Consider the following 25,862-nt stretch of genomic DNA (forward strand, 5'->3'; position numbering starts at 1 on the left):
GCCAAAGCCTGCAGGGAGCCGTCATGACCATTCGTAACACCCGCACCGGGGGCCAGATCCTGATCGATCAGCTCGTCGCCCAGGGCGTCGAGCGCGTCACCTGTGTGCCGGGCGAGAGCTATCTGGCCGCGCTCGACGCGCTGCACGACAGCCCGATCGACGTCATGATCTGCCGCGCCGAGGGCGGCGCCGCGATGATGGCGGAAGCCTATGGCAAGCTCACGGGCCGGCCGGGCGTCTGCTTCGTCACCCGCGGCCCCGGCGCGACCAATGCCAGCCATGGCGTCCACATTGCGATGCAGGATTCGACGCCGATGATCCTGTTCGTCGGCCAGGTCGACACCGGCATGCGCGAGCGCGAGGCGTTCCAGGAGCTCGACTACAAGGCGGTGTTCGGCACCATGACGAAATGGGCGGTCGAGATCGACCGCCCCGACCGCATTCCGGAGCTGGTCGCGCGCGCCTTCCGCGTCGCCATGCAGGGCCGTCCGGGTCCCGTGGTGATCTCGCTGCCGGAGAACATGCTGACCGAGACCGCCGCTGTCGCCGATGCCATGCGCATCGAGCCGGCGGTGAGCTGGCCCGCGCCATCGGATATCGAGCGCGTCGGCGCCATGCTCGCGAGTGCCAAGGCGCCGCTCGTCATTCTCGGCGGCTCGCGCTGGACCGATGAGGCGACCAAGAGCATCGCGCGCTTTGCCGAGCGGTTCGACCTGCCGGTGGCGACCTCGTTCCGCCGGGCCTCGCTGATCGACGCCGACCATTCGCATTATGCCGGCGATCTCGGCATCGGGCCGAGCCCGGGCCTGAAGGCGCGCATCGACGGCGCCGATGTCGTTCTGCTCATCGGCGGCCGCATGTCGGAGATGCCGTCCTCGTCCTACACGCTGCTCGACATTCCCACCCCGCAGCAGAAGCTGATCCATGTGCATCCGGGCTCGGAAGAGCTCGGCCGCGTCTACCAGCCGGCGCTGGCGATCCAGGCGACACCCGCGGCGTTCGCCGCCGCCGTCGAGACGCTGAAGCCCTCCGGCGCTGTGGCCTGGAAGGGCGAGGCCGCCAAGGCGCATGCCGATTACCTCGCCTGGACCGAGAAGGCGCGCGAACTGCCGGGCACGTTCCAGTACGGCCAGGTCATGACCTGGCTGCGCGACCGGCTGCCGAAGGACGCGATCGTCTGCAACGGCGCCGGCAATTATGCCGGCTGGATTCATCGCCACCATCGCTTCCACAGTTTTGCGTCCCAGCTCGCGCCGACCTCGGGCTCGATGGGGTACGGCGTGCCGGCGGCTGTGCTCGCGAAACGCCAATATCCGGATCGCACCGTCGTTGCCTTTGCCGGCGACGGCTGCTTCCTGATGAACGGCCAGGAATTCGCGACCGCCGTGCAGTACGACGCGCCGCTCGTCGTCATCGTCGTCGACAATTCGCAATATGGCACCATCCGCATGCACCAGGAGCGCGACTATCCCGGCCGCGTCGTCGGCACCCAGCTCAAGAACCCGGACTTTGCGATGTACGCCAAGGCGTTCGGCGGCCATGGCGAACGTGTCGAGCGCACCGAGGAGTTTGCGCCGGCGTTCGAGCGCGCACTTGCGTCGGGCAAGCCGTCGATCCTCCACTGCATCATCGATCCGCGCGCGATCTCGGTCGGCAAGGATTTTGTGCCGTCGGTAAAGGCATAAGCGATGCCCGAAGGCCGTCACGTCGCCATCATCGGAGCCGGCGCGGTCGGCGTGATCAGCGCCATCGAGGCGCTGCGCGAGGGCCACCGCGTCACGTTGATCGACGCGGGCGAGCCCGGTGGCGAACAGGCGGCGAGCTACGGCAATGCCGGCTGGCTCTCCTCGCATTCGGTGATCCCGCCGGCCGAGCCTGGCATCTGGAAGAAGGTGCCGGGCTATCTGATGGACCCGCTCGGCCCGCTCGCGATCCGCTGGTCGTACTTGCCGAAGGCCTTGCCCTGGCTGATCAAGTACCTGCTCTCGGGCTGGACCGAAGCGCGCGTCGAGAAGACCGCCTTCGCGCTGCGCGATCTCCTGAAGGATGCACCGCTGCTGCACCGGAAGCTTGCGGAAGAAGCCGGTGTCGGCGAACTGGTCGAGCGCAACGGCGTGATGCATGTCTTCCCGTCGCGCGGCAACTTTGACAACGATCTCGGCTGGCGCCTGCGCAAGCGCGTTGGCGTCGAGTGGCTGGAGCTCAATGCCGACGAGATGCGGCAACGCGAGCCGGACCTGCATCCGCGCTACACCTTTGGCGTGGTGGTAGAAGAGGCCGGCCGCTGCCGCGATCCCGGCGCTTACGTTGCTGCGCTGGCCAATCACGCGCTGGCAAATGGTGCGAAGCTCGTGCGCGCCAAGGCGACGGGGCTGAAGCTTTCCGGCGACAAGCTCGTCGCTGTTCTCACCGAGACTGGTGAGATTGCCTGCGATGCTGCGGTGGTCGCCGCCGGCGCCCGATCGAAGCAGATCACCGCGTCCGTCGGCGATCCGCTGCCGCTCGAAACCGAGCGCGGTTATCACGTCATGATCGAGAATCCGGAATCGGGTCCGCGCAGCTCGATGATGGCATCGGATGCCAAGATGGTGGTGAACTGGACCGACAAGGGCCTGCGTGCCGCCGGCACCGTCGAGATCGCCGGCCTCGAGGCCGCGCCGAACTGGAAGCGCGCCGAGATCTTGCGCGATCATCTCTTCAGCATGTTCCCAAAGCTGCCAAAGGACATTCCGGCCTCGCGCATCAAGACCTGGTTCGGTCATCGGCCCAGCATGCCGGACGGACGTCCCTGCATCGGTTACGCGCGCGTCTCGCGCGACATCGTCTATGCTTTCGGCCACGGCCATGTCGGTCTGGTCGGTTCGGCCCGCACCGGCCGTCTCGTCGCCCAGCTTCTGAGCGGCAAGCAGCCCGAGATTCCGCTCGCGCCGTTTTCGCCCACCCGCTTCCTCTGAGGTCGCACCATGACCACTTCTGCCAGCTCGTCCTCCCGCATCGCCCGTGGCGGCAAGGCCATCTACGGCGCGCCGCTCGGCATCCTGATGCTGGAAGCGCGCTTTCCCCGCATTCCCGGCGACATGGGCAACGGCACGACCTGGCCATTCCCCGTGCTCTATCGCGTGGTGAGCGGCGCCTCGCCGGAGAAGGTGGTGCTGAAGGGCGCGGCCGGCCTGCTGCCTGACTTCATCGATGCGGCGAAGGATCTGGTGCGGCTTGGTGCGGAAGCCATCACCACCAATTGCGGTTTCCTCTCGCTGTTTCAGAGAGAGATCGCGGCGGCCGTCGGCGTGCCGGTTGCCACCTCATCGCTGATGCAGGTGCCGTGGGTGCAGGCGACCTTGCCGCCCGGCAAGCGCGTCGGCCTCGTCACGGTGTCGGGCTCGACCCTGACGCCGGCCCATCTCGAAGGCGCCGGCGTGCCGCTCGACACGCCGCTGGTCGGCACCGAGAACGGCAAGGAATTCTTCCGCGTCCTGATCAAGGCCGAGAAGGACGACATGGACGTCGGCTTGGCCGAGCGCGACGTGGTCGAGGCGGGCAAGCTGCTCGTCGCAAAGAACCCCGACGTTGGGGCGATCGTGCTCGAATGCACCAACATGCCGCCCTATGCGGCAGCCTTGCAGGCCGAGGTCGGGCTGCCGGTCTATGATATCTATTCCATGATCACCTGGTTTCATGCTGGACTGCGCCCGCGCGTCTTTGCCTGATTCCGGGTGTCGCAAAGCTCTGAACAAACGCTGCCAAGCTGTCCTTTGCATTGCAATCATCTTCACAGCCCCGGTATATTGGGCTGTGTTCGGGCATGAATGCAGCTGATGAAGAGCACCGTGGAACTGGCTTCCGATAGTATCGTCGATCGCGTCTATGAACAGCTCAAGGCGATGGCCGTGAGCTACGAGTTCAAGCCGGGCGAACGACTCAACGAAGGCGAGCTGGCAAAACGTCTCGGCGTCAGCCGTACGCCGCTGCGCGAGGCGCTCAACCGTCTCAACACCGAAGGCTTCCTGCGCTTCACGCCGGGCAAGGGCTTCTTCTGCCGCGAGCTCGACGCGCACGAGATCTTCGATCTCTACGAGCTGCGCAAGTCGATCGAGGTCGCCTCGGTCCGCCTCGCTGTCAAGCGTGCCAAAGATGAAGACATCGACGCGCTCTTGAAATTCCTCGAAGCGACCGGTCCTGATCCCGGCGAGCGTTCCTCGGTCGAGCTGGTCGAGCTGGATGAGACCTTTCACGAGCGGCTGATGGCGATGTCGAACAACGCCGAGATGCTGCGCGTCTTGCGCAACGTCAACGCCCGCATCCGCTTCGTGCGCTGGATCGACATGGACCGCGCCAACCGCTCCAACACGCAGGCCGAGCACCGCGCCGTCGTCGAAGGATTGAAGGCGCGCAATGAAGAGGCTTGCGTCTCCGTGCTGGAGAAGCACATCGACCGCCGCCTCGACCGCATCACGTCCGCGATCAAGGAAGGCTACGCGCAGATCTACATGCCGGCCGCGAGGTCGGCGGCGAATTGAAGTTCTCTTCACCTCGCCCCGCTTGCGGCAGGGTCATCGTATTTGAACATTTGCAAGAGGTCGTCATGCCCGGGCTTGTCCCGGGCATCCACGTTCTTTGTGCCGCGCGACAAGGCGTGGATGGCCGGGACGAGCCCGGCCATGACGCTGTCGAGACTGGCGGTGGCTCGCGGCTCGGCAGCTATACAATCCCTCGATATCTGATCGTGCCAGACGGTCAGAGCCTTCGCGCGCGAATATCGCTAGCGTCCTTCCGAATCTCACGGAGACCTCGCGGTGCACAGCCCTCAACCCAATCTTGAAACGCGCTCGAGCGACGACTGGCCGAGCGAGCTCTATCGCGTTCTGAAGGCCGCTGACGTCAGGCAGATGTCCTATGTGCCGGATGCCGGCCACAGTCAGCTCATCCGCCTGTTCTCGGCCGACCGCGACGTCACCACCAACGTGCTGACGACGGAAGAGGAGGGCATCGCCATTGCCGCGGGCGCCTGGCTCGGCGGCCAGCGCAGCGTGCTGCTGATGCAGTCGAGCGGGGTCGGAAATTGCATCAACATGCTCTCGCTCTCGGCGATCGGCCGCTTTCCGCTCCTGATGCTGGTGACGATGCGCGGCGAATGGGCCGAGTTCAATCCCTGGCAGGTGCCGATGAGCCGGGCGACGCAGCCCTCGCTGGAGGCGATCGGCCTGAAGGTGATGCGCGCAGAGACGCCGGAAGATCTGGTCGAGACGGTCGAATCGGCCGCAGCGCTTGCCTATGAAGCCGACCAGCAGATCGCAGTGCTGATCGGGCAGCGCCTGATCGGCAAGAAGAAGTGGTGATGTCGATGTCCAATATGTCTCAACTCGATCGCCGTGCCGCCGTCGCCGCGCTTCTTAGGAACCGCAAGGACACGCTGGTCGTCGCCGGCCTTGGCTCCCCGACCTATGATCTTCATTCCGTCGGCGACCACGACGGCAATTTCTATCTCTGGGGCGCCATGGGCGGCGCCGCGCTGATCGGGCTTGGACTGGCGCAGGCGCAGCCCGGCACGCGCGTCCTCGCCTTGACCGGGGACGGCGAGCAATTGATGGGCCTCGGCGGTCTCGCCACCATCGGCGTCGCGCGTCCGCGCAATCTCGACATCGTGGTGATCGACAATCAGCATTTCGGCGAGACCGGGATGCAGGCAAGCCATACCGGGCGCGGCGTCGATCTCACCGCGATTGCCACGGCCTGCGGATTTGCCGCGACCGGAATCGCGCGGACGATCGCCGAGGTGGAACGTCTCGCAGCGCAGATCGCTGCCCCGGGCGAGGGGCCTCGGCTCTTCGTCATCAAGGTTCTGGCGGAAAATCCGCCGCGCTCGCTGCCCTCGCGCGATGCCGTCTTTATCAAGAACCGGTTCCGTGCTCATCTCGGATTTGCAGCGGCCTGAGCCGGGTATCTCATCCGGCGATAGCCTGCTGCCTAAGCAGCTACTCTGGAGTGAGACGATGAAACTATCCGGCAAGGTCGCCGCCATCACCGGCGCGGCGCGCGGCATCGGCAAGGCCTGCGCAAAGAGACTCCTGGACGACGGCGTCAAGGTCGTCATCTCGGACGTCGATGCCGAGGGTCTCGCCGCGACGGGTGCCGAGCTTGGGCGGCCGGATGCCTTGCGCACCGTCCCCGGCGACGTCGCCAAGCGTGCCGATGTCGACCAGCTCGTTGCGACCGCCGTGAAAGAGTTCGGGCGGCTCGACATCATGGTCAACAATGCCGGCGTCGCCCGCAACCAGAACATCCTTGATATCTCCGAGCAGGATTTTGACGACATCATCGCCATCAATCTGAAAGGCGCGTTCTTCGGCGTGCAAGCGGCGGCGAAGCAGATGATCGCGCAAGGCAGCGGCGGCGGGGTCATCATCAACATGTCCTCGGTCAATGCGCTGCTGGCGATCCCGACGCTTGCGACCTATGCCATCTCCAAGGGCGGCATGAAGCAGCTTACTTCCGTTGCTGCCGTCGCGCTGGCCCCGCACAACATCCGCGTCGTGGCGGTCGGGCCGGGCACCATCCTGACCGACATGGTGGCGTCTTCCATCTACACCTCAGAGGATGCCCGCAAGACCGTGATGTCACGCACGCCAGCCGGCCGCGGCGGTGAGCCGAGCGAGGTTGCCTCCGTCGTTGCGTTCCTCGCCAGCGACGATGCGTCCTATATCACGGGGCAGACGATCTATCCGGATGGCGGCCGGCTGATCCTGAACTACACGGTGCCGGTGAAGGAGAAGTAGGGGGCGAAGTCGCCTCACACTGGCTGTCATCGCCCGCGAAGGCGGGCGATCCAGTACTCCGAGACGGTCGTGATTGAATCGATAGGCCGCGGCGTACTGGATGCCCCGCCTTCGCGGGGCATGACAGCGGTGTTTGTGTCGGGCCGCGAGGCCTCACTCCGCCGCAACCGTGATCCCGTAGCCGAGCCGCTTCGAGATCGCGCCGGCGCAGTCGCGCAAGGCATGCGCGATCGGGCTGTCCCAGCGCGCATCGAACGTGCCTTCCGGTCCCATCGCGGTGATGACCAGCGCGACATGGCCGGCGTGATCGAACACCGGTGCCGAGAACGCATTGACGCCGGGCAGGGGATCGCCGAGCGCGCGGGCGAGGCCGTGCTTGCGGACTTCAGCGAGCATGTCGGCGACCTTCGCGCCTTTCACCGCCCGCTTCGGATTGTAGCCGACGCCGTGACGGTCGAGGCCGCTTTCGAGCGCGGCATTGATCGTCTTCTCCGGCAGGAAGGCCGCAAAGGCGCGGCCGGTCGCGGTCTCCAGCAGCGCCATCACCGAGCCGGCCCGCATCACGATGTGCACCGGCTGGCCCGGCTCTTCGAGCTGCACCACGGTCGGACCATGCGTGCCCCAGACGGCCAGCGAGACCGCGTGGCCGATCTGGCTCGCAAGCGCCGCGATCTTCGGTCCGGCGATGCGCACGCCGGAGAGGCGGCGCAGGCTGATGAGGCCGAGCTCCAGCGCCAGCGCGCCGATCTCGTAGCGGCCGGTGGTCTCGTCCTGCTCGATCAGCCCGATGCGCGAGAAACTGGCGAGATAGGGATGCGCCTTGGCCGGCGTCATGCCGGCCTCGCGCGCGAGATCGCGCAGCATCATCGGCTCGCCGCTGCGGGCGAGGGCGCGAAGCAGTTCTCCGCCGACCTCGATCGATTGGATGCCGCGGCTTTCTCTCTTCATGCGCCTCCTGGCGTATGCTTACGCCGCGTTGCGCTTGGCGGCGCTGTCGGCAAGATGACGGCCGGCAATGTAGCCGAAGGTCAGCGCCGGCCCAAGGGTGATGCCGGCGCCGGGATAATTGCCGCCCATGATGCTCGCCATGTCGTTGCCGGCGGCGTAGAGCCCGGGAATGACCTGGCCTTCGGCGTCGAGCGCGCGCGCGTTCTCATCGGTGACGATGCCGGCATAGGTGCCGAGGTCGCCGATGACCATCTTGATGGCGTAGAACGGGCCATTCTCGATCGGGGCCACGCAAGGATTGGGGCCGTGCAGCGCATCGCCCTGGTAGCGGTTGTAGGCCTTCGAGCCCTTGCCGAAAGCGGCATCGTGCCCCAGCGGCGCCGTCGCGTTGAACTGCTTGACGGTCTCGGCGAAGGTCGTGGCATCGATGCCAGCTCTGGCCGCGAGCGCTTCGAGCGTGTCGCCGCGCATGAGGTAGCCGGTCTTGAGGTGACGGCCCGTTGGCATCGGGAAGGGCGGCACGCAGCCGAGGCCGTACTTCCGCAGCGTCTTGTGATCGCAGACGAGGTACGCCGCGATCTCCTCGCCGGGTTTCGCCGCCTTGACCATGGCCTGGACGAAGTCGTGGTAGGAATTGCCTTCATTGGCAAACCGCCTGCCGTCGCGCATCACCGCGATTACGCCGGGCTTGGCGCGGTCGATGAAATGCGGCATCACGCCCTTTGAGCCGTCCTTCCGCGTGGTGAGCGACACCGGGACCCAGGCCGCGGCATTCGGCAGACGGTCCTCGACGTGTCCGCCGGCGCTTTCCGCAAGGCGCAAGCCGTCGCCGGTGTTGCCGGTGGGGCCCGGCGAATAGTGCTCGTTGCCGGTCGGCGCATGCGGAAACATTTTCCTGCGGCGTTCGACGTCATGCGGAAAGCCGCCGCAGGCGAGCACGACGCCTTGCCTTGCGCGAATGCGTATATCTCGCCCGTTGCGGGTGACGACGGCGCCGGTGACAATGCCACTCTCGACCGTCAGCTCGCGCACGGGAGAAGACAGCCACATCGGAATCTTGAGATCGAGCGCTGATTTCGCCAGCCGTCCCGCTAGCGCATTGCCATTGGTCAGCGTCATGCCGCGGCCGTAGCGCAGCACGTCCATCAGATGCCGCGACAGGCGCTTTGCGACATAGACCGCGGAGGCCAGCGATTTCGTCACCCGCATGAAATGGATGATCTCCTTGCCGGAGCCCAACATCATGCCGAACACAGTGAGCTCCGGCAGCGGCATGCCGAGGGTCTTGATCTGCTCGCCGAGCTCGCGGCCGTCGAACGGGCGCGTCACCATGGAGCGGCCGCCTTGCGTGCCGCCGGGCGCTTCGGCGTGATAGTCCGGGAACACCAGCGGCATGTCGAAGCGCAGGGCGGTCTTGGAGGTGAAGAAATCCACCGCCTCGGGACCGGCGCTCAGGAACGCATCGACGCGCGCGGCGTCGAAATTATTGCCGGCCTCGTGCCGCAGATATGTGCGGGCCTGTTCCGGGGTCTCCACGATGCCGTAGGCCTTCGCCAGCGAGGTGCCGGGGATCCAGAGCCAGCCGCCGGAACGGGCGGTGGTGCCACCGAAACGCGGCTCCTTCTCGACGATCAGCACGTCGAGGCCGCGATAGCGCGCGGTGATCGCGGCCGACATGCCGGAGGCGCCCGATCCGGCGACGAGCACATCGCACTCGTAAGTCTCAACTGCGTTGCGCTCGTTGTCGGTCATGCGGGCCTCACTTCTTCAGCAGCGGACATTTGGACTCGGAGACCGGACGGAAGGCGTCCTCGCCCTTCACCGTCTTGATGATCTCCAGGTAGTCCCAGGGTTCCTTGGACTGCTCGGGCGACTTCACCTTGGCCAGATACATGTCGCGGATGACGCGGCCGTCCTCGCGCAACTTGCCGCCATGGACGAAGATATCCTCGATCGGCAGCTCGCGCATCCTGGCCATCACCTTGGCGGGATCGTCGGTGCCGGCCGCCTTGATGCCTTTCAGGTAATGCAGCACCGAGCCGTAGACGCCGGTGTGGATCATGGTCGGCATCACCTTGGTGCGCTCGTAGAACTTCTTCGACCAGGAGCGGGTTGCCTCGTCCATGTTCCAGTACGCGGCCGTGGTCATGTAGGTGCCCTGCGCGGCCTTGAGGCCGATTGCGTGCACGTCGGTGTCGAACATCAACAGGCCGACGAGCTTCTGGCCGCCCTGGACCAGGCCGAACTCGCCGGACTGCTTGATGGCGTTGTCCGTGTCCTGGCCGGCGTTGGCGAAGGCGACGACGTCGGATTTCGAGCTCTGTGCCTGGAGGGCGAAGGACGAGAAGTCCGCGGTATTGGTCGGGTGCTTCACGCCACCAAGCACCTTGCCGCCCATCTCGTTGATGAAGCGCGTGGCGTCCTTCTCGAGCTGCTGGCCGAAGGCGTAGTCGGCGGTGATGAAGTACCAGGATTTTCCACCCTCCTTGATCACGGCGGAGGCGGTCACCTTCGACAGGGCGTAAGTGTCGTACGTGAAATGCACGGTGTTCGGGCTGCACAGCTCGTCCGTCAGCGAGCTCGCGCCGGGACCGGAGAGCAGGGCGATCTTGCCCCGCTCGCGCACCATGTTGTGGACGGCGATCGCAATGCCGGAATTGGGGATGTCGACCACGGCGTCGACCTTGCCGTTGTCGAACCAGCCGCGCACGATCTGCACGCCGACGTCGGTCTTCATCTGGTGGTCGGCGCTGATGATCTCGATCGGCTTGCCGAGCACGGTCGGCCCGAATTCCTCGACCGCCATTTTCGCGGCTTCGACCGACCCCGGCCCGCTGTTGTCACGGCCCCAGCTCGACAGATCCGTCAGCACGCCGATCCGCACCGCATCGTCGGAGACCTGCGCGGTCGCGGTTGACGTCACGGCAGCCGAAATCATGGCCGCGAGCATGGCGCAGGCCAAGAACCCTCTCATCGTCGTTCCCTCTCTTTATGGGCCGCTTGGCGCGGCAGGTCATAAGTTGGCGATAAGTTAGATATTAGCGAATGAGTTTGTCAATGGCGAATTAAAGCCCAGAAAGTTCCGCTGTGCTGGCGGACGACGGGAACCGCAACTGCTTCAAAACCCGTCATTGCGAGCGCAGCGAAGCAATCCAGACTTTCTCCGCGAAGACAGTCTGGATTGCTTCGTCGCATCAGCGCAAAATTGCTACGCAATTTTGTCGCGAGCTCCTCGCAATGACGGTGCTGAAACAGTTGCGCGCCACCATTTCCCGCTGTGGTCATCACCGGCAGCAACACCCCCGCAGGTTGCAACCGCCATCGTGATTGGCCATGATGCCGCCCAGGAATCTTTGGGGCATGGCATGACGGCAGCAACGGGGGTCTCCGGCGCGACGGAGAGATCGACGACGGCGCATGTGGTGTGGGCGAGCGCGCTCGGCACCGCGATCGAGTGGTACGACTTCCTGATCTACGGCACGGCGGCGGCGCTGGTGCTGAACAAGCTGTTCTTTCCGAGCTTCGATCCCTTCGTCGGTACGCTCGCGGCGTTCTCGACCTATGCGGTCGGCTTCGTGGCACGGCCGATCGGTGGCGCGATCATCGGGCATTATGGCGACCGGCTCGGCCGCAAGACCATGCTGGTCGCGACCATGATCGCGATGGGGCTCGGCACCTTCCTCATCGGCTGCCTGCCGACCTACAGCCAGATCGGCGTGTGGGCGCCGATCCTGCTCATCATCCTGCGCTTCGTCCAGGGCATCGGGCTCGGCGGCGAATGGAGCGGCGCGGTCGTCATGGTGATCGAACATGCCGGCAATCGCCGCGGCTTCTACGGCAGCCTGGTGCAGATCGGCTTTCCTGTCGGCGTTGCTGCGTCCACCGGCATCTTCGCCCTGATGACGAAGCTGCCTGAGGCCGACTTCCTGAGCTGGGGCTGGCGCGTGCCGTTCCTGATCAGCATTGTGCTCGTCGGCGTCGGCTTTATCGTGCGGCTCAAGCTTGCGGAGACGCCGCATTTCAAGGAGGTGGTCGAGCGCAAGGAGGTGCTGGCGCAGCCGGTGTGGGAAGTGCTGCGCCGCGACTGGCGCAGCTTCCTGCTGGCGGTCGGCATCACGGTTTCGGAAGTCGGGCTCGCCTACCTCCTCACCGTCTTCACCGTGGTCTACGCCACGACAAAGCTCGGCCTACCGCGCCAGGTGATCCTGGATGCGGTGGTCTATGCCGCGATCGTCGAATTCGCCACGCTGCCGCTTGCGGGCTGGCTGTCCGACATCTTCGGCCGCAAGGCGCTGTATCTCGCCGGCGGTGTGTTCTCGGTGGCGCTGGCGTTTCCGCTGTTCTGGTTCCTCGATACCAGGGATCCGGCGCTGATCACGTTCGCGCTCGTCGTCACGATGACGCTGACGCATGCGCTGCTGTTCGGGCCGAAGGCCGCGTTCATGCCGGAGCTGTTCCGCACCCAGGTGCGCTACAGCGGCGCATCGCTTGGTGCCAACGTCGCGGCCGCGCTCAGCGGCGGCTTCTCGCCGTTGATTGCAACCGCGCTGCTCGCATGGGCCGGCTCCTATTGGGCGGTGTCGGTCTACATCATCGCGCTGTCGATCATCACGATCATAGCGACCCTGATGGCGCCGGAGACGGCGCGCGACGCGCTCAAATATTAAGCGCCGTCATCGGCAGGCGGCGTTCGCGGCGCCCGGAATGGCGAGGAAAGTGACGGTCTCAGGTGCAAGGTGCACTGCGCCGGCCGCGGTAGTGCGCCCGGCGAGGTGCGGCAGCCCATCCTCGTCGGTCAGCGCGAGCGTCTTGCCGTTCAGTTGCACGGTTTCACCTTCCAGCCTTGCGGCCTGCAAGGTGTAGCGCTCGGCGGGCAGCGGCAACACGATCGTGCGCGCTGCGCTGCGCGAGATATTGATCGCGAGCACGGTCACGGCGCCGCGCATCGACGGATGACAGTGCGCGTAGACATGGAGGCCGGGCGCCATCGCTGCGCCTGCGTCGAGCACCGTCGTACCCATCAACCGATGCCAGAGCAGCGCGCCCCAATAATTGGGCCGCGGGCGGAACGTCTTCTCGTCCAGCAATCCGTAATCGCTCGCAGCCAGCGTGTTGTGCATCACCACCTGAACGCCAGCCTTGGCAAGGCGTCCGAGCTGGTCGAGATAGCGGAACGTATCGAGGAAAGTCTTGTCCCAGCGGTTGCCGCCGCAAGCGGCGTCCGCGGTTTCCGTCAGCCAGATCGGCTTGTCCGGCGCGAATTCGTCGCGCAGCGATTTGTAAGTCGATAGCGCGGAATCGGTTCGGGCGAGCCATTCTTCGGACAGCGCGCGTGCGGGTTCATCGCGGCCGCCGCAGCGCGGCGAGATCGTGTTGTAGTGATGATAGGAGAAGCGATCGACACCGGAGCCTGAGCCGGCGAGCAGGTCGCGCGTGCGGAGGCCGGACCCGCTGGCGGAAGCTGTGTCGCCGACCGAGCCTGGCCCGACGATCAGCGTCTCCGGCCCGGCGCGTAGTATCCACTCGTGAAAGATCCCGACATCGCGGACATAAGCCTTCGCATCGTATCCAGGCGGCGCACCGTTCGTTGCCGCGAGCGTCGGCTCGTTCATGAATTCGGCGGCGGCGATGTGGCCGCTCAGCGAACGCGTATAGTCGATCAGGCGTTGCGCCTGATCCGGCCTCCAGAGGCCATCCGCATCGCGGCTGCCCGGGCTGATGGCAAAGGAGGTGACGATCTCCGCATCGACCGCGCGCGCAAAGTCGACGACGCCGCGCCACTGTGCGCGGCTTAGCACCGCGTTGAATCCCGATGGCGGCGCGGCCGGCGCACTCTCGGTGTCGGCGAAGAACGTCGCATTGGCCCAGGTGCCGCTCACGCGCAGATACGCCGGCGACAACGCCACCGCGAGCTTGCGCAGACGCGTGTTTCCGAGATCGATTGGAGGTCTGTAGCTGTAGCGATCCTTGTCGGCCGGCGCGCGCATCGCTTGCGGATAAGGCTTCCAGAACCTCCCGCCGGTCACCTCCACCATCTCGATGTTGTAGGACTGAAAGCGGGGATCGATGATACCGATCGCTTGCAGCCCCGCAGGTGCGATCGACACGGCGCCGGCGTGCGCCGCGCACGATGTTCCGGCAGCGAGCAGCGCAAGCCCTGTCACACGTGCTGCATGAAAATGTCCGCCGCGTTGCGTTCGCCGTCTTGTATGCACGTCCTGACGCCTTCTTATGCGTGCTGCCAAAAGCAAATGCAGCCGCCCGAACCATTAGCCCCCCTTATATCGCGAATTTTTACTTCCAATTTTACTTCGCAAAATCCCGCCCATAGCCTCACGCGCAACTGATCACATCCGCAGCCGGTCAATGGCGACCGGTGCGAGCGTTCATTGTAGCCAACGAGGGTTGCCATGCTTGACAGGGACAAGGGAACATCCGCGGCCGATCCGTCGGAGACCAGGGACGTACGGCAGAAAAAGCTGAGCCGCCGCACGCTGTTGAAGGGGGCGGCAGCGGTCGCCGGTGCCGCCGCAGGATCGGACGCGATCCGCGGCTTCCCGACCATCTGGGCGCAGGAGATCAAGGACATCGAACTGCGCCATGTCGGCGTCTCCTACTCGGTGGTGAAGGCGATCGGCGACCAGGCCGCCAAGGATCTCGGCTTCAAGGTGACGATGCAGAACCTCGACACCTCCGCTGCGATCAATCGCTTCATAAGCCAGCCTAATACGGTCGATATTGCCGATCTCGAGGGCTGGCAGGCCAAGCTCGCCGCCAAGCGCGCCGTGATCCAGGGCATCGAGGTCAAGAAGATCAAGGAATTCGACAACATCCTGCCGATCTTCACCAAGGGCGAGATCGACGGCCACAAGATCCCGCGCCAGGGCATCTCGCCCTACGAGGCCATGTACATCTCCAAGCCCGACTCGACCGACCTGCACGACGGCGTCACCGAATGGGCGACCTTCCTGCCCCAGGTCTACAACGCCGACTCCATCGGCTATCGCCCCGATCTCGTCGGCCATGAAGTCACCGAGTGGAAGGACCTGATCGACCCGAAGTTCAAGGGCAAGGCTGCGATCCTCGACGTGCCCGCGATCGGCATCATGGACGCCGCGCTCTGCTTCGAAAGCGCGGGCCTGATCAAGTACGGCAACAAAGGCAACATGACGAAAGAGGAGATCGACTTCACCTGCAACAAGCTGATCGAGCTGAAGAAGCAGGGCCAGTTCCGCGCGACCTGGACTACCTTCGACCAGTCGGTGCAGCTCATGGCGGCGGGCGAAGTGGTCATCCAGTCGATGTGGTCGCCGGCGGTCGCTGCGGTCCGCGTGAAGGAGATTCCCTGCGTCTATGCGCCGGTCAACGTCAAGAACGGCAAGGAAGGCTATCGCGGCTGGTGCAACGGCATGGGCCTGATGAAGCATCTCTCCGGCAAGAAGCTCGATGCGGCCTACGAATATCTCAACTGGTATCTGTCGGGCTGGCAGGGCGGCTTCGTCGCACGCTACGGCTATTACAGCCCGGTGCCGTCGACCGCGAAGAAATTCCTCACCCCTGCCGAATGGGCGTTCTGGTACGAGGGCCAGCCCGCGCCTGAGGTGGTCAACGATCCCTATGGCGTGCCCATGGAGAAGGCCGGCACCAAGCGCGACGGCGGCTCGTTCCTCGACCGCGTCAAGAACATCTCGTGCTGGAACACGCTGATGGACGAAGCCGCCTACATGAACAAGCGCTGGAACGACTTCAAGGTGGCCTGAAACCTGCTTTCCCTGACGTAACAAGAGCGCCGGCGCGTGAACCGCGCCGGTGCGAGAGACCGACTTCGAGGCCGACATGCAGCCAAGTTCGAGCCCAGCTCAAACTCCGTCACGCGCAAATCTCGCCGGCTGGCTCTATGTCTCGCCGCTGGTCCTGGTGCTCGTGCCGTTCTTCGTGGCGCCGATCCTGGTGGTGCTGGCCGCGAGCTTCTTCGCGACCGACGGCTTCGGGGGGCTGACGCCGGGCTTCACACTCGCAAGCTATGTCGAGGTGCTGCATTCGGCGCTGACGCTGAAGCTGTATCTGGCGACCATCAAGTTCACGGTGCTGACCTGGATCTTCACCCTGATCATCGGCTTCTTCGTCGCTTACTTCCTGGTGTTCCACGTCCGTAACCAGTTGCTGGCGATCGGCCTATTCCTGCTGTGCACGGTGCCGTTCTGGACCTCGAACATCATCCGGATGATTTCGTGGATTCCACTGCTCGGCAAGGAAGGCCTGATCAATCAGGCGCTGCTGGCGCTGGGCGTGATTCGCCAGCCGCTGGAGGTGCTGTTGTTCTCCGACCTCGCGGTGGTCATCGCCTATGTCCACCAGCTCACGATCTTCATGATCGTGCCGATCTTCAATTCCATGGCGCGGATCGACAAGAAGCTGATCGAGGCCGCGATCGACGCGGGCGCCAGCCGATTCGACATCATGCGCCTGATTGTCGTGCCGATGTCCAAGAGCGGCATCGCGCTCGGTACCATCTTCGTGGTGTCGATCGTGATGGGCGACTTCTTCGTGGTCAAGGTGATGTCCGGCGGCGGCTCGGCCTCGGTGGTCAGCGCGTTCTACGAGGACGTCGGCGTGCTGCAATACCCGACCGCCGCGGCGAGCGCCGTGCTGCTGACGCTGGTGCTGGTCGCGATCGTCTCCCTGATCCTGCGCACCGTGGACATCAGGCAGGAGATTACGCAATGAGCGCTGTTCTTGCCGACATGCCCGAGACGGTCGCTCCCGCGACGACCAGGGCGATTGCGCCGAGTCGCGGGCAGCGGGCCTGGACGTTTTATGTCCTTGCGACGCTGTTCGCGTTTTACGTGATCGCACTCTACGGTCCGATGTTCTGCATCTATATCCTGTCGTTCCAGGATATCCGGGGTGGGCTTGTGTTTCCGATGAAGGGCCACTCGCTGCACTGGTTCGTCGATCTCTTCACCCAGGTGCGCACCGGCGACGTCAAGGGCTCGTTCGACCGTTCGATCAAGCTGGCGGTCATCGTCACCATCATCACGGTGGTGGTCTCGTTCCTGGCCGGCCTCGGCTTCCGCAAGCGTTTTCGCGGCGACACCATCGTCTTCTACATGATGATCGGCAGCCTGGTTGCGCCCGGCCTCGTGCTCGGCCTCGGTACCGGGCTCCTGTTCCAGGCGCTCGGGCTGAACGCGAGCTGGTACACCTCGGCGCTCGGCGCGCAGCTGTCCTGGACGCTGCCGTTCGGCGTGCTCGTGATGTTCGCTGTGATGTCGCGCTTCAACCATGTCTGGGAGGAGGCGGCCTACGACTTGGGGGCCAGCCGCTGGCAGTCGGTCCGGCTGGTGATGATTCCGGTGCTCGCGCCTGGCCTCGTCGCGGTCGCGCTGTTCGGTTTCACGCTGTCTTACGACGAGTTCGCACGCAGCCTGCAGACGACGGGTTCGTTGAACACGCTGCCGCTGGAAATCTGGAGCATGACGCTGAACGTCACTTCGCCCTCACTTTACGCGCTCGGCACGGTGACGACCGTGGTCTCCTTCGTCGTGATCGGTGCAAGCCTCGGCAGCATCGTGTTGATCCAGAAGAAACGCAGCAGCAGCGCAAAAGGTTGAGTTTGGAATGAAGAGCGATCGCGGCGATATCGAACTGGCAGGTGTCTGCAAGAGCTTTGACGGCGCGACCTACGTGGTCGACGGCGTCAACCTCAAGATTGCCGACGGCGCCTATTGCTGCTTCATCGGTCCCTCCGGTTGCGGCAAGACCACGATCTTGCGGATGATCGCCGGGCATGAAGACCCGACCGCAGGTGAGATCGTGATCGGCGGGCAGAATGTCGTTGGCCTCGCGCCGGTGCAGCGGCGCACCGCGATGATGTTCCAATCCTACGCGCTGTTCCCGCACCTCACGGTACGCGAGAACATCGCCTTTGCGCTGCGCGTGCGCGGCATGTCCAAGGCCGACCGCCTGCGTGCCGCGGATGCCATGATCGAGAAGGTGCGGCTGACGCAGTTCGCCGACCGCCTGCCGGCGCAGCTCTCCGGCGGCCAGCAGCAGCGTGTGGCGCTCGCGCGCGCCGCGATCACCGAGCCGCGGGTGTTGCTGCTCGATGAGCCGCTTTCGGCGCTCGACGAGCAGCTTCGCGTGCAGATGCGCCAGGAGCTCAGGCGGATGCAGCAGGAACTCGGCATCACCTTCATCCACGTCACCCATACCCAGCTCGAGGCGATCGCGCTCGCCGATCTTGTGGTGGTGATGGAGCAGGGCAAGATCAAGCAGGCAGGCGCCGCCCGCGACGTCTACGCTCACCCCCATGATCGCTATGTCGCCGAATTCATGGGCGGACAGAACGTGCTGTCGGGACGGGTCGAAAAGGTCAACGGTGCGAGCTTTACGCTGGCCCAGGCCGCGCCTGATGGCATCGAGGTGCCACTTCAAGCACGATCCACTGTCAGTGTTGGTGACAAGGTCGATATCGCCGTGCGCCGCGACGACGTCGCGCTGGTTCGACCCGGCAAGGACTTGCCGCCGGGCTGCACCACGTCGCTGCCGAGCAGGGTGCTCGCGATCGAATACCAGGGCTACTTTGTCAAGGTCATGCTCGACACCGTGCCGGACGACGAGTTCGTGGCCTATGTGCCGGAAAAGACCTTCTTCGCGGATCCCTTCACCGTCGGCGATGTCGTGATGGCCACATGGGCCACCGGCAGCGCCCTTCCACTCGCCTAGAGACCCGTCGCGCACAGGAGTATGACCGTGCAGATATCCTTCACACTCAACGGCCGGCCCACCATCGTGGACGTCGAACCGGCGACGCTCGTCGCCGAGCTCCTGCGCGAGCAGCTCAACCTCACCGGCACCCATATCGGCTGCGATACCAGTCAGTGCGGCGCCTGCGTGGTGCACCTCAACGGGCTTCCCGTGAAGAGCTGCACGCTGCTGGCGCCTGCCCTTGACGGCGCGACGCTGCTCACCATCGAGGGTCTGCAAGGCGCCCCCGGTTCGAACCGGATGCATCCCATGCAGGAGGCATTTCGCGAGCATCACGGCCTGCAATGTGGCTTCTGCACGCCGGGCATGCTGATGACTGCGGTAGCACTGGCCACCGAGAAGCCGGACCTGACGGAGGCTGACGTCCGCCACGGCCTCGAAGGCAACATCTGCCGCTGCACCGGATACCAGAACATCGTCGTCTCGGTTATGGCCGGCGCTGCCGCCATGAACGTCGCCAAGGGAGAGTGACCATGGGCAATGTGATCGGGATCGGCGCCTCACCGAAGCGCAAGGAGGACCTGCGCTTCTTGACCGGACGCGGCAATTACGTCTCCGACATCAAGCGACCCGGCATGACCGCCGGTGTATTCGTGCGCTCGCCGCATGGCCACGCGGTCCTGCGCGGCATCGACAAGACCGCAGCGCTCGCCTCGTCGGGTGTCATTGCGGTCCTGACCGGGGATGACGTCGCCGACGATGGACTTGGCTCGCTGCCCTGCGGTTGGGGCATCACGGACGCCAAGGGCGTCCCCATGAAAGAGCCGCCATTTCCGATGCTCGCGCAGGACAAGGTGCGTTTCGTCGGCGACATGGTCGCCTTCGTCATAGCCGAGACGCCGGAACAGGCCAATGCGGCGGCGGAGCTTTTGAAGATCGATTACGAGGTGCTGCCTTCGGTCGTCGGCGTGCTTGAAGCGGTGCGGCCCGGTGCGCCGCAACTGTTCGACGACGTGCCGAACAATATCTGCTGCGATTGGGAGCTCGGCGACAAGACCGCGGTCGAAACCGCGTTCCGGAAGGCGGCGCATGTCGCAAAGCTCAGCCTCGTCAACAACCGCCTGATCGGCAATCCGATGGAGCCGCGGGCGGCGATCGCCGAATACGAGCCGGGCACCGATCGGTTCACGCTGTGGACCACCAGTCAGTTTCCGCACGTCGTGCGCTTCCTGATGGGCGCGCTGGTGCTGAACATTCCGCAGCACAAGCTGCGCGTGGTGGCGCCCGATGTCGGCGGCGGCTTTGGCGTCAAGCAGTTCCACTACGGCGAAGAGGCCGTCATCACCTGGGCCGCCAAGCGCGTGATGCGGCCGATCAAATGGGTGGCGAGCCGCTCGGAGGGCTACGTCTCCGACCGCCACGGCCGCGATCACGTCACCGAGGCCGAGCTCGCACTGGACGAAACCGGAAAGTTTCTGGCCTTCCGCGTCAACACGCTGGCCAATATGGGCGGCTATCTCTCGACCTTCGGGCCGAACATCCCGACCAACCTCTACGGCCCCTTGCTCGGCGGCGTCTACACCACGCCCGCGATCTACTGCAACGTGAAGGTGGTCTTCACCAACACCGTGCCTGTTGACGCCTATCGCGGCGCAGGCCGGCCCGAGGCGACCTTTGTGCTGGAGCGTATCGTCGATGTCGCTGCCAGCGAGATGGGGATCGATCGCGTCGAGATCCGCCGCCGCAACATGATCCCGAAGGAGGCCTATCCGTATCAGACGCCGGTTCTGGTGCAGTACGATTCCGGCGATCCGATGGGCTGCCTCGACGGTGCGCTGGTCGCAGCCGACGTCAAGAACTTTGGCATCCGCAAGTCGGAATCGGCGCGCAAGGGCAAGTTCCGCGGGCTCGGCTACTCGACCTATGTCGAGGCCTGCGGCCTTGCGCCCTCGCGCTTCGCGGGACGGCTAGGCGCGCGCGGCGGTCTCTATGAGAGCGCCACGGTGCGCGTGCATCCGACCGGCCAGGTGACGGTCATGATCGGCACGCACAATCACGGCCAGGGCCACGAGACGACGTTCGCGCAGATCGTCTCGGACAAGCTCGGCGTCGCCTTCGAGAATGTCGACATCGTGTTCGGCGACACCGATCGCGTGCAGTTCGGCATGGGCACTTACGGCTCGCGCTCCCTGGTGGTCGGGGGCGCCGCGCTGTCCAAGGCGACGGACAAGGTGATCGCCAAGGGCAAGAAGATCGCTGCTCATCTGCTCGAGGCCGCCGAGGTGGATATCCAGTTTGAGGCCGGCAAGTTCTCGGTCGCAGGCACGGACCGCGCCAAGACATTCGAGGAGATCGCGGGCGCGGCCTATGTGCCGCACAATTATCCGCTCGAAGTGCTGGAGCCGGGGCTGGAGGAGCAGGCTTATTACGATCCCGTCAACTTCACCTATCCCGGCGGCTGCCACATCGCCGAGGTCGAGGTCGATCCGGAGACGGGCACGGTGACTCTCGTGAACTATACGGCGGTGGACGACGTCGGCACGGTCATCAACCCGATGATCGTGGAAGGCCAGTTGCACGGCGGCATCGTGCAGGGTGTCGGCCAGGCGCTGTTCGAGAACGCGGTCTACGACGAAGGCTCGGGCCAGCTGCTGTCGGGCTCGCTGATGGACTACTGCATGCCGCGGGCCGATCATCTGCCGATGATGAAGGTCGCGACCCACTCTACGCTCTGCACGCACACGCCGATGGGCGTGAAGGGCTGCGGCGAGGTCGGCACCATCGGCTCGCCGGCCGCCGTCATCAATGCGGTGGTCGATGCGCTGTCGCATCTTGGCGTCACCCATGTCGACATGCCGGCGACGCCGAACCGGATCTGGCGCCTGCTTCAGAACGCGTCGCTGCCGGTCGCCGCGGAATAGGGAGGACAACAATGAAACCGTTTGCCTATCATCAACCTGCCCAGATCCCCGAGGCGGCAAAACTGTTGACCTCGATCGAGGACAGCAAGGTCGTCGCCGGCGGCATGACGCTGATCCCGACGCTGAAGCAGCGTCTGGCCAGCCCCGTCGCGCTGGTCGATCTGTCGAAGCTCGGAAGCCTCAAGGGTATCACCGACGATGGTGCGACCATCACCATCGGCGCGATGACGCCGCATGCGGTCGTCGCTGCCTCGAAGCTGGTGCAGACAAGAATTCCTGGGCTCGCGGCGCTGGCTTCGATGATCGGCGATCCCGCCGTGCGCAGCCGCGGCACGATCGGTGGATCGGTCGCCAACAACGATCCGGCGGCCGACTATCCGGCTGGCGTTCTTGGCCTCGGTGCCACCATTGTCACCAGCGCGCGCGAGATCGCAGCAGACAAATTCTTCCTTGGTCTGTTCGAGACGGCGCTTGAACCCGGCGAGATCATCACAGCGATCCGCTTCCCGGTACCGCTCAAGGCGGGTTACGCAAAATTCAAGGCACCGGCGTCACGCTATGCGCTGGTCGGCGTGTTCGTCGCGAAATTCGCCGATGGTGTCCGCGTCGCCGTCACCGGCGCTGGGCCAGGCGTGTTCCGGGTGCCGCCGATGGAGGCGGCGCTATCGGAGAATTTTGATCCATCCGCAATCGCGGCGATCAAGATCGACACCGACGGTCTCACCTCCGACATCCATGCCGAAGCCGATTACCGGGCGCATCTCGTCACGGTCATGGCCAAGCGCGCCGTCGACGCGGCGCTCAGCTAGCTCCTTAGGGTTGATGATGACTGATGGTTCCGGCCGAACGGCCTTCCCGCCGGCGCCGACTGGCCTTGGCGCGCTTTCTGCAACCGAGATCATGGCCGGCTACCGGCGCAAGGCGTTCACCCCGCGCGATGTCGTCGATGACACCATCGCCGCGCTTCAAGCGACGAGCGAGGCCTGCAACGCGGTGGTGACGCCGATGTACGAGCAGGCGAGGGCGGATGCCGACCGTCTCACCAGGGAGATGCGTGCGGGCGAGGCCAAGGGGGCGCTCGCTGGTGTACCGGTCACGATCAAGGATCTCGTCTTCGTCGCAGGCGTGCCGGCCTATGCCGGCTCGCCGATGAACAAGACGTTCGTGCCCGAGGTCGATGCCGCGGTCGTCTCGGCGCTGAGGGCATCCGGTGCGATCATCACCTGCAAGACCACGACCTGCGAGTCCGGCTACAAGCTCACAGCGGATAGTCCCGTTACCGGCACCACGCGTAATCCCTGGAATCCTGGTCGCACCAGCGGCGGATCGAGTGGCGGCGCTGCGGCGGGCGTTGCCGCCGGCTGCGGACCGATCGCGATCGGCACCGACGGCGTCGGTTCGATCCGCGTGCCCTCGTCGTTCTGCGGCGTGTTCGGGCTGAAGCCGACCTTCGGCCTGGTGCCGCGTTCGCCCGGCTTCTCACCGCCATCCTGGGCTTCGCTCGCCCATACCGGACCGATTACGCGCACGGTTGCGGATGCTGCGCTGACGCTGGAGATCATCGCTGCTTACGATCTGCGCGATCCCGCGAGCCTGCCGGTATCGCCGCGGCGCTTCGACACCAACGCCGCGCCGTTGAACGGCATTCGCATCGGCGCCAGTGTCGATCTCGGCTATGCCGCGGTCAGCCCCGACGTGCGCGCAGCGTTCAACAAGGCGCTCGCCATTCTCGACTCCTGCGGCGCGCAGGTCACCATGGATGGTCCGGGCCTCGATCCCGGCATCTTGGAACACACGCTGAAGCCGATCGCGTTTACCGAGCAGGCGGCGGCGGTTGCGACCAAGACCACGGCCGATCTCGCAAGCTCCGAAGCCGATTATCGCGACGTTGTCAGCGCCGGCCGGCATTATAGCGGCACGGACTACATTGAGGCTGGCTATCGTCGTGGCCAGGCGCGTGGTGCTTTCGTGAAGCTGTTCGAGCGCGTTGATGCGCTGGTGACACCGACGGTTGCGGTGACCGCGTTCGAGGCCGGCCAGATCGGTGTCGGCACGATCGACGGCAGCAAGGTCGATCCGCATCTCGGTTGGTCGCCCTTCACCTGGCCGATCAATCTCGCCGGCCTTCCGGCGGCGACGCTGCCCTGCGGTTTTGATCGTGACGGCCTGCCGATCGGCATTCAGATCGTGGCGCCCTGGCTCGACGAGCCGACAATCTTCCGCATCGCCGCGGCGTTCGAAGCGGCGCAGCCCTGGGCAAAGTTCTGGCCACAGCTGGCGTTGCGCGAGCAGAGCCTGGCGCACGTCAAGGCGTGAGGCGCCTTGCGAACATCTACGCAGCAGAGTCTATATTCACCAAAACTTCTCCGGCGATGATTTCGGGATCCCCAAGATCGAGGTCGTGCAAGCTTGCCTGAACGAACTCCATCACCTTATCGTTCGCCGCATTGGCACATTCGCGGTCCTCAAATATCATCACGGCGACACCAACCCCTTCGCCCCCATCCAGCACATAATAAGATCTGAAGCCGCGCGACTCCCTCAGGATCTGACCGACGCCGCTTTTGGCGCGGCGGGCAGCATCCGCGACCGAACGAACCTTGGTGTATTTTCGAATGAATATGTACATCAGGCTACCCTTGCGTCTCGGTTCCTGCTCCACGCATCAAAGCACACCGGGCCGCTGCTGGACTAGGGCCTACTTGTGAAATGGGTCAAAAGCGGAGGTCAACGCAGGCGCTGAGCAATGTCCGGCCTGCCGCATGATGGGTCGGATGCGGTTGAGGTCGGCTTCGGAGTATTTTTGACCACCTCTGCGATACACTTCAGGAAAGCTCAATCGGCGCGCCGCGGCCGCTGAGCTCTTCGTCGAGACGCAGATAATGCGCGAGATAGTCGTGCAGCGCCGTGGCCGCCTTCGAGGTGGCGCCGCTGGATTTGTAGAGCAGCAGCTCGATCTTCGGTAGCGGTGGCAGGCCCTCGTTGGGACCGATCTCGCGCATCGCAGGCACCAGCGCGCTGCGGCCGAGCACGGTGACGGCCATGCCGGCAAAGGCTGCGGCTTGCAGGCCGCCGACGCTTTCGCTGACACAGGCGATGCGCCAGCGCAGGCTTGCCCGTTCAAGCGTGTCGATGGCGTAGTCGCGATAGATGTTGCCGGGTGGCAAGAGCGCCAGCGGGATCGGGCGTTCCTGGTGCGCGGCGGATTGCTCGCCGGTCATCCAGACCAGCTGCTCGCGCCGCACCACCTGGCCGCCGGTGAAATCGTTCATGCGGGTGACCAGCGCAATGTCGACATCGCCGCGCTTGACGAGGCCGACCAGCGGCGTCGACAGCGCGCAATTGAGCTCGACCTGCACACGCGGGAAGGACTTTCGGAACACGCTGAGGATCGAGGGCAGCATGAACGCCGCATAGAGATCGGGCGTGCCGAGCACCACCTGGCCTTCGATCTCCTGCGACGCCAGCTGCGAAATCAATTCGTCGTGCAGTCTCAGGATGGATTTGGCGTAGGTGAGAACCGTTGTGCCGTCGTCGGTCAGCGTCAGCCGGCGGCCGGCATGTTCGAACAGCTGCTTGCCGGTCAATTCCTCCAGCCGCTGCAATTGCAGGGTGATCGCCGGCTGGGTGCGGCCCAGCCGTCGCGCGGTCTCGGTGATGCTGCCGGTCTCGACCACGGAGATCAGCGACCGGAGCATGCGGATATCGAGACTGATGAGGTTCATGCGGCGTCCATGTCGCCCAGAATTTATGCAAGTTCCATGCTAGGGAGCCGTGAGCCGGCTGCGGATGCAACGCTGCACGGCTGCCTGGTCCCGCATAAGAGGCTGCCGCGTCGTGTCCGCCCAGCGTTGCTGGTATACGGAATATCGATTATCAGCGGGATCGGCGCACTTGAAGCTGCCCAAGGAAGTCGAAAGGGAGCAAATAACATGGAGAAGACCTCACCAACGCGACGCGAGGTGCTCGCAACTGCTGCGGCGGCAGCCGCCGCTTCCGTCGCGGAAGTTGCGCCGGCCGCAGCGCAGGCCGGACCGAAGCCGATCTTCCCGGTGCCGATGGTCGCGATCCCGATCGTCGGCGAGACCCAAGTGTTCCAGGTTCGCCGCATCTATTGCATCGGGCGCAACTATGCGGCGCATGCGATCGAGCGCGGCTCGGATCCGAACCGCGAGCCGCCGTTCTTCTTCCAGAAACCGACGGACGCGATCCAGAACGTCGCGGTCGGCGAGGTCGCCGACCATCCCTATCCGTCGCTGACCAAGAATTATCATCACCGCGCATTTCCTCGATGAAGCCAAGGCGGACGGCACGGTGCGTCGCGCGCTCGACGGTAACGGTTTTACCAGCGACAAGGTCGCGCCGTAGTTGTGCCGAGCGACCTCCGCTGGGCCACGATTTGAAGGTGGCGGCCTTTGAATTGCCGGAGTTCCATCGGCGATTGCCCCGTGTTTGGCAACGAACAAACGTTCTGCAGCCATATTTCAGTAAGAGTGATCTCCCGTGAGGG

At 64.8% G+C, this 25,862-nt stretch carries 22 protein-coding genes and 1 pseudogene; 17 read left to right on the forward strand and 6 right to left on the reverse strand.

From position 1 onward, the window contains the following. Positions 1–23 precede the first annotated feature (23 nt). The 7 genes from XI09_RS39800 (at position 24) to XI09_RS39830 (ending at position 6,773) form a co-directional block, all read left to right on the forward strand. Positions 24–1,685, forward strand: coding sequence for a thiamine pyrophosphate-binding protein (locus tag XI09_RS39800; protein WP_135175704.1), 1,662 nt, complete (start codon positions 24–26; stop codon positions 1,683–1,685). A 3-nt stretch (positions 1,686–1,688) separates the two neighbouring features. Then, positions 1,689–2,954, forward strand: a complete 1,266-nt coding sequence (locus tag XI09_RS39805) for an NAD(P)/FAD-dependent oxidoreductase (RefSeq protein WP_271571781.1) — start codon at positions 1,689–1,691, stop codon at positions 2,952–2,954. A gap of 9 nt (positions 2,955–2,963) precedes the next feature. Then, positions 2,964–3,707 (forward strand): aspartate/glutamate racemase family protein, encoded by a 744-nt coding sequence (locus tag XI09_RS39810; protein ID WP_271571782.1) that lies wholly within the window; start codon positions 2,964–2,966, stop codon positions 3,705–3,707. 108 nt (positions 3,708–3,815) lie between these two features. Then, positions 3,816–4,517: a GntR family transcriptional regulator gene (locus XI09_RS39815; RefSeq protein WP_271571783.1), complete on the forward strand. Its 702-nt coding sequence runs from the start codon at positions 3,816–3,818 to the stop codon at positions 4,515–4,517. 276 nt (positions 4,518–4,793) lie between these two features. Continuing rightward, a complete protein-coding gene (locus tag XI09_RS39820) occupies positions 4,794–5,336 on the forward strand; it encodes a thiamine pyrophosphate-binding protein (protein WP_271571784.1) in 543 nt (180 codons plus the stop codon). Between the two features lie 5 nt (positions 5,337–5,341). Further along, complete coding sequence (locus XI09_RS39825) at positions 5,342–5,932, forward strand: thiamine pyrophosphate-dependent enzyme (RefSeq protein WP_271571906.1); 591 nt, start codon at positions 5,342–5,344, stop codon at positions 5,930–5,932. A gap of 58 nt (positions 5,933–5,990) precedes the next feature. Further along, positions 5,991–6,773 carry an SDR family NAD(P)-dependent oxidoreductase gene (locus XI09_RS39830; protein WP_271571785.1) on the forward strand — a complete coding sequence of 261 codons (783 nt, stop codon included), beginning with the start codon at positions 5,991–5,993 and terminating at the stop codon, positions 6,771–6,773. 153 nt (positions 6,774–6,926) lie between these two features. On the opposite strand, the gene XI09_RS39835 is transcribed toward XI09_RS39830, so the two are convergent. The 3 genes from XI09_RS39835 to XI09_RS39845 are packed head-to-tail and all read right to left on the reverse strand — an operon-like array spanning position 6,927 to position 10,695. Next, complete coding sequence (locus tag XI09_RS39835; protein ID WP_271571786.1) at positions 6,927–7,721, reverse strand: IclR family transcriptional regulator; 795 nt, start codon at positions 7,719–7,721, stop codon at positions 6,927–6,929. 18 nt (positions 7,722–7,739) lie between these two features. Beyond that, positions 7,740–9,473, reverse strand: a complete 1,734-nt coding sequence (locus tag XI09_RS39840) for an FAD-dependent oxidoreductase (RefSeq protein WP_271571787.1) — start codon at positions 9,471–9,473, stop codon at positions 7,740–7,742. 7 nt (positions 9,474–9,480) lie between these two features. Next, entirely contained in the window at positions 9,481–10,695 is a 1,215-nt protein-coding gene (locus tag XI09_RS39845; protein ID WP_271571788.1) for an ABC transporter substrate-binding protein, read from the reverse strand. Positions 10,696–11,086: 391 nt separating this feature from the next. On the opposite strand from XI09_RS39845, the gene XI09_RS39850 reads away from it, so the two are divergent. Further along, positions 11,087–12,388 (forward strand): MFS transporter, encoded by a 1,302-nt coding sequence (locus tag XI09_RS39850; RefSeq protein WP_271571789.1) that lies wholly within the window; start codon positions 11,087–11,089, stop codon positions 12,386–12,388. Between the two features lie 6 nt (positions 12,389–12,394). Here XI09_RS39850 and XI09_RS39855 read toward each other — a convergent pair whose 3' ends face one another. Continuing rightward, complete coding sequence (locus XI09_RS39855; protein ID WP_271571790.1) at positions 12,395–13,885, reverse strand: hypothetical protein; 1,491 nt, start codon at positions 13,883–13,885, stop codon at positions 12,395–12,397. A gap of 246 nt (positions 13,886–14,131) precedes the next feature. Between XI09_RS39855 and XI09_RS39860 the strand changes: the two genes are divergently transcribed. The 8 genes from XI09_RS39860 to XI09_RS39895 all read left to right on the forward strand — a co-directional run bounded on the left by XI09_RS39860 (position 14,132) and on the right by XI09_RS39895 (position 23,668). After that, the gene (locus XI09_RS39860; RefSeq protein WP_271571791.1) at positions 14,132–15,481 is read left to right on the forward strand and encodes an ABC transporter substrate-binding protein; all 1,350 of its coding nucleotides are present in this window, start codon (positions 14,132–14,134) and stop codon (positions 15,479–15,481) included. A gap of 76 nt (positions 15,482–15,557) precedes the next feature. Continuing rightward, positions 15,558–16,448, forward strand: a complete 891-nt coding sequence (locus XI09_RS39865) for an ABC transporter permease (protein ID WP_271571792.1) — start codon at positions 15,558–15,560, stop codon at positions 16,446–16,448. After that, a complete protein-coding gene (locus tag XI09_RS39870) occupies positions 16,445–17,335 on the forward strand; it encodes an ABC transporter permease (protein ID WP_271571793.1) in 891 nt (296 codons plus the stop codon). Before XI09_RS39865 ends, XI09_RS39870 begins: the two co-directional genes overlap by 4 nt. A gap of 7 nt (positions 17,336–17,342) precedes the next feature. Next, positions 17,343–18,449: an ABC transporter ATP-binding protein gene (locus XI09_RS39875; RefSeq protein WP_271571794.1), complete on the forward strand. Its 1,107-nt coding sequence runs from the start codon at positions 17,343–17,345 to the stop codon at positions 18,447–18,449. A gap of 21 nt (positions 18,450–18,470) precedes the next feature. Further along, positions 18,471–18,962 (forward strand): (2Fe-2S)-binding protein, encoded by a 492-nt coding sequence (locus XI09_RS39880; RefSeq protein WP_271571795.1) that lies wholly within the window; start codon positions 18,471–18,473, stop codon positions 18,960–18,962. A 2-nt stretch (positions 18,963–18,964) separates the two neighbouring features. After that, positions 18,965–21,352 carry a xanthine dehydrogenase family protein molybdopterin-binding subunit gene (locus XI09_RS39885; protein ID WP_271571796.1) on the forward strand — a complete coding sequence of 796 codons (2,388 nt, stop codon included), beginning with the start codon at positions 18,965–18,967 and terminating at the stop codon, positions 21,350–21,352. 11 nt (positions 21,353–21,363) lie between these two features. Then, positions 21,364–22,161 carry an FAD binding domain-containing protein gene (locus XI09_RS39890; RefSeq protein WP_271571797.1) on the forward strand — a complete coding sequence of 266 codons (798 nt, stop codon included), beginning with the start codon at positions 21,364–21,366 and terminating at the stop codon, positions 22,159–22,161. A 16-nt stretch (positions 22,162–22,177) separates the two neighbouring features. Continuing rightward, on the forward strand, positions 22,178–23,668 hold the full coding sequence (locus tag XI09_RS39895) for an amidase (protein WP_271571798.1): 1,491 nt from the start codon (positions 22,178–22,180) through the stop codon (positions 23,666–23,668). A gap of 16 nt (positions 23,669–23,684) precedes the next feature. Here the strand turns inward: XI09_RS39895 and XI09_RS39900 are convergent, their stop codons facing one another. After that, complete coding sequence (locus XI09_RS39900; protein ID WP_271571799.1) at positions 23,685–23,981, reverse strand: hypothetical protein; 297 nt, start codon at positions 23,979–23,981, stop codon at positions 23,685–23,687. 196 nt (positions 23,982–24,177) lie between these two features. Then, complete coding sequence (locus XI09_RS39905) at positions 24,178–25,077, reverse strand: LysR substrate-binding domain-containing protein (RefSeq protein WP_092184809.1); 900 nt, start codon at positions 25,075–25,077, stop codon at positions 24,178–24,180. Positions 25,078–25,284: 207 nt separating this feature from the next. Between XI09_RS39905 and XI09_RS39910 the strand changes: the two are divergent. Next, positions 25,285–25,629 (forward strand): annotated as a pseudogene (locus XI09_RS39910) (fumarylacetoacetate hydrolase family protein); the annotation flags it as partial. Positions 25,630–25,862 lie beyond the last annotated feature (233 nt).

It is taken from the genome of Bradyrhizobium sp. CCBAU 11386, assembly GCF_028128955.1.
Lineage (GTDB): Bacteria > Pseudomonadota > Alphaproteobacteria > Rhizobiales > Xanthobacteraceae > Bradyrhizobium.

Excerpts from the sequence above, each read along its gene's own strand:
- XI09_RS39835 (WP_271571786.1), bottom strand. The coding sequence starts at position 7,721 with ATGAAGAGAGAAAGCCGCGGCATCCAATCGATCGAGGTCGGCGGAGAA.
- XI09_RS39890 (WP_271571797.1), top strand. The coding sequence starts at position 21,364 with ATGAAACCGTTTGCCTATCATCAACCTGCCCAGATCCCCGAGGCGGCA.
- XI09_RS39875 (WP_271571794.1), top strand. The coding sequence starts at position 17,343 with ATGAAGAGCGATCGCGGCGATATCGAACTGGCAGGTGTCTGCAAGAGC.
- XI09_RS39800 (WP_135175704.1), top strand. The coding sequence starts at position 24 with ATGACCATTCGTAACACCCGCACCGGGGGCCAGATCCTGATCGATCAG.
- XI09_RS39850 (WP_271571789.1), top strand. The coding sequence starts at position 11,087 with ATGACGGCAGCAACGGGGGTCTCCGGCGCGACGGAGAGATCGACGACG.
- XI09_RS39810 (WP_271571782.1), top strand. The coding sequence starts at position 2,964 with ATGACCACTTCTGCCAGCTCGTCCTCCCGCATCGCCCGTGGCGGCAAG.
- XI09_RS39840 (WP_271571787.1), bottom strand. The coding sequence starts at position 9,473 with ATGACCGACAACGAGCGCAACGCAGTTGAGACTTACGAGTGCGATGTG.
- XI09_RS39905 (WP_092184809.1), bottom strand. The coding sequence starts at position 25,077 with ATGAACCTCATCAGTCTCGATATCCGCATGCTCCGGTCGCTGATCTCC.
- XI09_RS39830 (WP_271571785.1), top strand. The coding sequence starts at position 5,991 with ATGAAACTATCCGGCAAGGTCGCCGCCATCACCGGCGCGGCGCGCGGC.
- XI09_RS39865 (WP_271571792.1), top strand. The coding sequence starts at position 15,558 with ATGCAGCCAAGTTCGAGCCCAGCTCAAACTCCGTCACGCGCAAATCTC.
- XI09_RS39895 (WP_271571798.1), top strand. The coding sequence starts at position 22,178 with ATGACTGATGGTTCCGGCCGAACGGCCTTCCCGCCGGCGCCGACTGGC.
- XI09_RS39805 (WP_271571781.1), top strand. The coding sequence starts at position 1,689 with ATGCCCGAAGGCCGTCACGTCGCCATCATCGGAGCCGGCGCGGTCGGC.
- XI09_RS39815 (WP_271571783.1), top strand. The coding sequence starts at position 3,816 with ATGAAGAGCACCGTGGAACTGGCTTCCGATAGTATCGTCGATCGCGTC.
- XI09_RS39900 (WP_271571799.1), bottom strand. The coding sequence starts at position 23,981 with ATGTACATATTCATTCGAAAATACACCAAGGTTCGTTCGGTCGCGGAT.
- XI09_RS39885 (WP_271571796.1), top strand. The coding sequence starts at position 18,965 with ATGGGCAATGTGATCGGGATCGGCGCCTCACCGAAGCGCAAGGAGGAC.
- XI09_RS39860 (WP_271571791.1), top strand. The coding sequence starts at position 14,132 with ATGCTTGACAGGGACAAGGGAACATCCGCGGCCGATCCGTCGGAGACC.
- XI09_RS39845 (WP_271571788.1), bottom strand. The coding sequence starts at position 10,695 with ATGAGAGGGTTCTTGGCCTGCGCCATGCTCGCGGCCATGATTTCGGCT.
- XI09_RS39880 (WP_271571795.1), top strand. The coding sequence starts at position 18,471 with ATGACCGTGCAGATATCCTTCACACTCAACGGCCGGCCCACCATCGTG.
- XI09_RS39870 (WP_271571793.1), top strand. The coding sequence starts at position 16,445 with ATGAGCGCTGTTCTTGCCGACATGCCCGAGACGGTCGCTCCCGCGACG.
- XI09_RS39825 (WP_271571906.1), top strand. The coding sequence starts at position 5,342 with ATGTCCAATATGTCTCAACTCGATCGCCGTGCCGCCGTCGCCGCGCTT.